Origin of the sequence: Pseudanabaena sp. 'Roaring Creek', assembly GCF_001402795.1 — a bacterium.
Lineage (GTDB): Bacteria > Cyanobacteriota > Cyanobacteriia > Pseudanabaenales > Pseudanabaenaceae > Pseudanabaena.
The window spans coordinates 1-6,311 of sequence record NZ_LIRE01000205.1; the positions used below are offsets into that span (position 1 = coordinate 1).

The 6,311-nt window shown below is 44.8% G+C and carries 7 protein-coding genes; 3 read left to right on the forward strand and 4 right to left on the reverse strand.

The genetic code is table 11. From position 1 onward, the window contains the following. Positions 1-453: 453 nt before the first annotated feature. The 3 genes from AC805_RS06675 to bchL all read left to right on the forward strand — a co-directional run bounded on the left by AC805_RS06675 (position 454) and on the right by bchL (position 4,518). A complete protein-coding gene (locus AC805_RS06675) occupies positions 454-1,734 on the forward strand; it encodes a ferredoxin:protochlorophyllide reductase (ATP-dependent) subunit N (protein WP_055074694.1) in 1,281 nt (426 codons plus the stop codon). Positions 1,735-1,863: 129 nt separating this feature from the next. Beyond that, positions 1,864-3,552, forward strand: a complete 1,689-nt coding sequence (bchB, locus tag AC805_RS06680) for a ferredoxin:protochlorophyllide reductase (ATP-dependent) subunit B (RefSeq protein ID WP_055074695.1) — start codon at positions 1,864-1,866, stop codon at positions 3,550-3,552. Between the two features lie 93 nt (positions 3,553-3,645). Beyond that, the gene (gene bchL, locus AC805_RS06685; RefSeq protein WP_190315863.1) at positions 3,646-4,518 is read left to right on the forward strand and encodes a ferredoxin:protochlorophyllide reductase (ATP-dependent) iron-sulfur ATP-binding protein; all 873 of its coding nucleotides are present in this window, start codon (positions 3,646-3,648) and stop codon (positions 4,516-4,518) included. A gap of 42 nt (positions 4,519-4,560) precedes the next feature. On the opposite strand, the gene AC805_RS24550 is transcribed toward bchL, so the two are convergent. The 4 genes from AC805_RS24550 to AC805_RS06700 form a co-directional block, all read right to left on the reverse strand. After that, on the reverse strand, positions 4,561-4,734 hold the full coding sequence (locus tag AC805_RS24550) for a type II toxin-antitoxin system HicA family toxin (protein ID WP_072143543.1): 174 nt from the start codon (positions 4,732-4,734) through the stop codon (positions 4,561-4,563). Positions 4,735-4,865: 131 nt separating this feature from the next. Further along, positions 4,866-5,069 (reverse strand): type II toxin-antitoxin system HicB family antitoxin, encoded by a 204-nt coding sequence (locus AC805_RS06690; RefSeq protein WP_055074697.1) that lies wholly within the window; start codon positions 5,067-5,069, stop codon positions 4,866-4,868. A 170-nt stretch (positions 5,070-5,239) separates the two neighbouring features. Next, entirely contained in the window at positions 5,240-5,584 is a 345-nt protein-coding gene (locus AC805_RS06695) for a hypothetical protein (RefSeq protein ID WP_055074698.1), read from the reverse strand. Between the two features lie 77 nt (positions 5,585-5,661). Beyond that, the coding region (locus AC805_RS06700) for a GNAT family N-acetyltransferase (protein WP_231662475.1) at positions 5,662-6,311 on the reverse strand (650 nt) is incomplete at its 5' end.

Genomic DNA, 6,311 nt, shown 5'->3' on the forward strand with positions numbered 1-6,311 from the left:
TATAGCTGCCGCCAGTTTTGTTAGGACAAAATCAAAACCCCAAAGAGAGTTGCCGCGCTCCGCGCGGCAACTCTCTTTGGGGTTTTATGTCTTGATACAGTTGGCGGCAGCTATAGTGCTAAAAAAGGATGGGCGAAGCTTCGCCCATCCTTTTTAGCACTACTATTTTTTTCATTAGCCAGTATTTTACCCATTCATTTGCCCGTTCGATGGATATATAAACGAGCATATATACTTACGATCCCCGCAAAACATTGCTAGATCCTCATACTCCTGTAAACCTTTGCAACTTTTTGATCGGTCTCATGGTTTTACTAAATATAGTAAAGAGAATTAATTTATTGATTACCTTCAAATCACTGGCTTTTGCCATAGGACAGAGACTAGCCCTTTTAAAATGGGGTCTTAGACTTTAAAAATTTTTGGGTTTTTATTCCCAGAGGAGAGCAAAACATGGCTCTAGAGCCTTGCACAGAAGTTCCTAACCAAATCAAGACAGATATCCCCATACTAAAGGAACGGGGTCAGAGAGAGGTGTTTTGTGGCTTGACAGGAATAGTCTGGCTACACCGTAAGATGCAGGATGCATTTTTTCTTGTAGTTGGTTCCCGAACTTGCGCCCATCTTGTCCAGTCTGCGGCTGGGGTGATGATTTTTGCAGAACCAAGATTTGGGACGGCAATTCTTGGCGAACGGGATCTTGCGGGGCTAGCCGATGCCAACGAAGAACTAGATCGCATTGTCGATCAGTTGCTCGAACGTCGCCCTGACATTGGTACTTTATTTTTAGTAGGCTCTTGTCCTTCAGAAGTGATCAAGCTCGATCTGGCGAAGGCTTCCGAACGATTGAATCAGCGATTCTTTCCGAAGGTTCGGATTCTGAATTATTCTGGCAGTGGCATCGAAACAACCTTTACACAGGGTGAAGATGCTTGTCTAGGATCGATGGTTCCAGTTTTGCCCAATAGCTATGATGAACCGAGTTTGATGATCGTGGGTAGTCTTGCCGATGTGGTGGAAGACCAATTCCAAAGACTATTTGAAAAATTAGGGATTGGTCCTGTTTATTTCTTTCCGCCTCGCCGTGCATCCAAGTTACCTCCCGTGGGCAAAGGTACGAAGTTACTTCTAGCACAGCCCTTTCTCAGCGATACTGTGCGATCGCTGATCGCCAGAGGCGCTACTCTATTACCATCCCCCTATCCCTTTGGCATTGAGGGAACCACGGCATGGCTCAAAACCGCCGCGGATGCTTGGCATATTGATAGCAGTCAGTTTGAGCAAGTGATCGCGCCCTCTGTAAATCGCGCTAAGATAGCCCTAGAGCGCTATCGTCAGACCCTAGCAGGTCGAAAAGCCTTTTTATTCCCCGATTCTCAATTGGAAATTCCCCTAGCAAGATTTCTATCCAGAGAATGTGGCATGGAGCTAGTCGAAGTAGGAACGCCCTATATCGATCGCCTATTGATGGAGAGTGAAATTAACCTATTACCAGTTGGCACAGCTCTCTCCGAAGGTCAGGACGTAGAAAAGCAGCTAGATCGCTGTCGGCAAGCAAAACCCGATATTACCGTCTGTGGGCTGGGCTTAGCCAATCCGCTCGAAGCTGAAGGTATGGCAACGAAATGGTCTATTGAATTAGTATTTTCACCGATTCATGGTTACGACCAAGCCGCCGACTTAGCGGAATTGTTTGCCCGACCTCTTGAGAGGCGTAGAAGACTAACAGTTTAGTGATTAGCTTTCGGTTTAGCTTTCGGTTTCATAGCTAGATCTTAAGAACTAAAAATTCAGATTTCCCAAAAACAATTCATAAACTAGCCGCTAATCGCTGGCAGCCAACTACCCAATAAAAAACAATCTATGGAATTAACCCTCTGGACTTATGAAGGCCCTCCCCATGTGGGAGCGATGCGAGTTGCAACTAGTATGGAAGGCGTGCATTATGTACTTCATGCGCCTCAGGGCGATACTTACGCCGATCTATTGTTTACAATGATCGAACGGCGCGATCGCCGTCCCCCTGTAACCTATACAACTTTTCAAGCTCGCGATCTCGGCGGAGATACTGCGGAAATGGTAAAAACCTCCGTCCGCGATGCCTACGAGAGATTCAAACCTCAGGTCATGTTAGTTGGGGAAAGCTGCACAGCGGAATTAATTCAGGATCAGCCAGGCTCCCTAGCCAAAGGGATGAGTTTGCCAATCCCGATCGTGAGTTTAGAATTGCCCGCCTATTCTAAAAAAGAAAATTGGGGAGCTAGCGAAACCCTCTATCATTTAGTACGGACTTTGCTCTTGCCCATCGTGCTACCGCCTAATACGCAAAGACCTAAACGCGATCCCCATATTCGTCCTAAAGCGAATATCATTGGTCCTACGGCTCTGGGTTTCCGATGTCGCGATGATATTCGTGAAGTAGTTAAGTTACTGGCCGAAATCGGCGTTGATGTGAATGTAATTGCCCCAATGGGAGCAACGCCCGATGACTTGATGCGCATCCCCGATGCGGATTTTAATATTTGCCTCTATCCTGAAATTGCTCTCACCACCTGCACTTGGCTGACGCGCAGTTTTGCCCAACCTGTTATCAAGACCGTCCCCATTGGTGTAGGTGCAACCCGTGATTTTATTGCCGAAATTGGAAGGGTTGCGGATATTGATGTGAGTGAAGCATTACAGCGATCGCAGTCTGATACGTTGGGAAATTGGGATGCCTCGCGTATTTCATCGCCAGCCAATCCTCAAGCCTCCCGTTTACCTTGGTATTCGCGATCGGTTGACTCCACCTATCTGACTGGCAAGCGAGTTTTTATCTTTGGTGATGCGACTCACGCCCTTGCGGCTGCGCGAATCGCGACTGAAGAACTAGGATTTACCCTCGTCGGTATTGGCACCTATAGCCGTGAATTTGCGCGGGAAGTGCGCGAAGTAGCGAAGAAACACGGACTGGAAGCCGTAATTAGCGATGATTATCTTGCCGTCGAAGCCAAAGTTACCGAAGCCGCTCCAGAACTAGTGCTTGGCACTCAGATGGAGCGACATATCGCCAAGCGATTGGGCATCCCCTGCGCGGTAATTTCTGCGCCCATTCACGTTCAAGATGTGCCCGCTCGTTATTCACCTCAAATGGGCTGGGAAGGCGCAAATGTAATTTTTGATAGCTGGGTACATCCTTTGATGATGGGGCTAGAGGAGCATTTGATTGGCATGTTCCGCGAAGACTTCGAGTTTGCCGAGGGACATATGAGCCATCTGCACGCTGCGCCATCGCAAGAGATTCGTCGCGATTTACCTCTCGGAACGGGAATTAACGAACAGGCGATCGCCTCCGCAGGAGTCTCCAATCAAGCTGTTCTCACTCCCATACAAGTAGCTCAAGATTTGCCAGGAATTACTTGGAGTGCCGATGGTGAAGCTGAGTTAAAGAAGATCCCCTTCTTTGTACGCGGCAAAATCAAACGCAATACGGAGAAGTTTGCCAGCGATCGCGGCATCACCTCGATCACCGTAGAAACCCTCTACGAAGCAAAAGCAGCGATCGGTAAGTAATGGATTTGGGCGCTTTGCGCCCAAGAGAAGTTTATTAATACAATTGTTTTATAGGAGTTTATTTTGGCAGTTTTAACAGCGCATCCACCATCAATTACTAAATGTGAAGATGGCGAAGGTAGTGTTCAGGTACATCAAGACCCAGGTATGGTCATTGAAGGTGCTTTGGTAATTGCCGTCTATGGTAAAGGTGGTATTGGCAAATCCACCACATCTTCCAATCTATCCGCAGCCTTCTCCCATCTTGGCAAGCGAGTCCTTCAGATCGGCTGCGATCCAAAGCATGACAGCACCTTCACGCTCACCAAGAGAATGGTTCCCACGGTAATCGATGTTCTGGAAACCGTCGATTTCCACTCTGAAGAGTTGCAGACCGAAGACTTCATGTTTGAAGGCTATAACGGAGTCATGTGTATTGAAGCTGGTGGCCCCCCCGCAGGAACAGGTTGCGGAGGCTATGTCACAGGTCAAACGGTCAAACTTCTCAAAGAACATCATTTGCTCGAAGATACCGATGTGGTAATTTTCGATGTACTTGGCGATGTGGTCTGTGGGGGATTTGCTGCACCTTTACAACATGCTCATTATTGTTTGATCGTGACGGCAAATGATTTTGATTCCATCTTTGCCATGAATCGGATTGTGGCGGCAATTCAATCGAAAGCGAAAAACTATCGTGTGCGTCTGGGCGGAATCATCGCCAACCGTAGTGAAGGAACCGATCAAATTGACAAGTTTAACGATCGCGTGGGTTTAAAGACCCTAGCCCACTTCCGCACCGTTGATGCGATTCGCCGCAGCCGCTTGAAAAAATGCACGGTATTTGAAATGGAACCCGATCCTGAAGTGCTAGAAGTGCAGCAGGAATATCTCAAGTTGGCTAAGGGTATGCTTGAAAGTGCTGAACCGCTCTATGCTCAACCGCTTAAGGATCGTGAAATTTTTGACCTCCTTGGTTTTGACTAGACTTCACAACAAGCCCTCGCTAAGCGAGGGCTGGCTTGTTTATTACAGTTCATCTTCTGTTAGTTCAGCTATCTTCATTAACGCCTTTAAAGTTCCGATCTTTAAATCTTGATTCTTGTGAACAGGAATAGAGATAATCTTGTTCTCACCTAGTTTTTCGTAGATATGGTGACTGCCAGTAATTTTTTTGAGAGTCCAACCTTTCTGCTCAACTATTTTAAGTAGCTAGGCATAAGTAAACTTAAAACCGAGAAGAGCATACCGCCCGCTGCGCGGGCGTTATGCTCTCTGGTTTTGTTTTTTAATTATGCCGAACTACTTACATAGCTTTTTGCCTGAGATTGACTTCATACAGTAATTTCAACCACCTTTGAAACAAGGTCTATTTTTTTACTTTCATTAGCTACTTCTAACCAACCTTGTATGGCATCTTGCAGATTGCTGAGCAATTCATCCATGCTATCGCCTTCCGTGATACAACCAGCAAGTGCAGGAACTTCAGCCCAGTAACCACCTTCTTCAGCAGGATAAACAATTGCTTTAATTTTCATTCTCTTAACCCTAGTTTTTTAACCACCGATGGAGGCAGATCTAAAGCATCTGCAATTTCTTCATCACTTAAGCCACGATTTCGTAGCTTTTTGACAGTGTTTTTGATATTAATCAAGCTAGCACTAAAATTAGAATTCTCTAATAGATTTTTGTCTGCGCTATTTTCATCTTAGTTAGAACCAAGATCTATGTAACCAATGATATGACTGTTAATACTTCTATCGCCAAATGAAAGATTTACACTGCCTTGACGTTCTAATACAGATTCAAGATTGCCCTTATGAATAGTTTCGTTAAAAGTGTTAGACATCATTTGCAGAAGCTCATAGCTAACATCTCTAACATGACCTTCACTCAGATTATAGGAAGCTGCAATATCAGCATATTTTTGACGATCTAAGACCCCCTTAATAATCTTACGCTGCAAATCATTAAGATGTTTACCCGACTTAGCATACATAGATTCGTCAACAAATTCCAATAAGTCACCAATATCCATGTTGAGAAAAGTCATATAAACTATTTTATAATAACCGATCTTTTCCGCTTTACGATTTTAAGAAAGTTAGATAGCTTAATAGGATGGGGTGGTTAAAGTGGTAGATCAAGAACATCTAAGGAAGAAGATGTGTGCGATCGCGTAATTGCATACATCTTGACATCCCAAGGCTGGTTTTTGGTAAAGATATAATTATGCAAAATCCCTTCAAACTGCATTCCTGACTTCTCTAAAACCCTAGCCGAACCAATATTCTCTAGGGCACAAAAGGCTTGAATTCTGAGTAATTGCATCACATGAAACCCAAAAGTGATCGCCGCTTTTGCTACCTCCGTCATTAATCCCTGCCCCCAATAATCCCTTGCTAGAGCATATCCAATTTCCGCTCGTCGATGTATTGGTGTGGTGTATAACCCGCAAGTTCCAATTAGTCTATTACTTTTCTTATCGACAATTCCCCAGTCTATTCCTTTTCCAGAACGATATACTTCCAAGGCAATATCGTTTAAATAACGATAGGTATCATTCAACGAATGATGCGTATCCCATAGAGTATAGGCAGAAACCAATGGATCGCTTGCATAGGCAAAAATATCTTCGGCATCACTAAGTAGTAGTTTGCGCAGCATTAACCTTGGTGTTTGCAAAGTGAGAAATTGATCTGGTAGTTCTTGCATATTAGGGATATTCATAAAACCATGACTTATAGCTATAGTCAGTAATGTTAGGACAAAAATCAAAC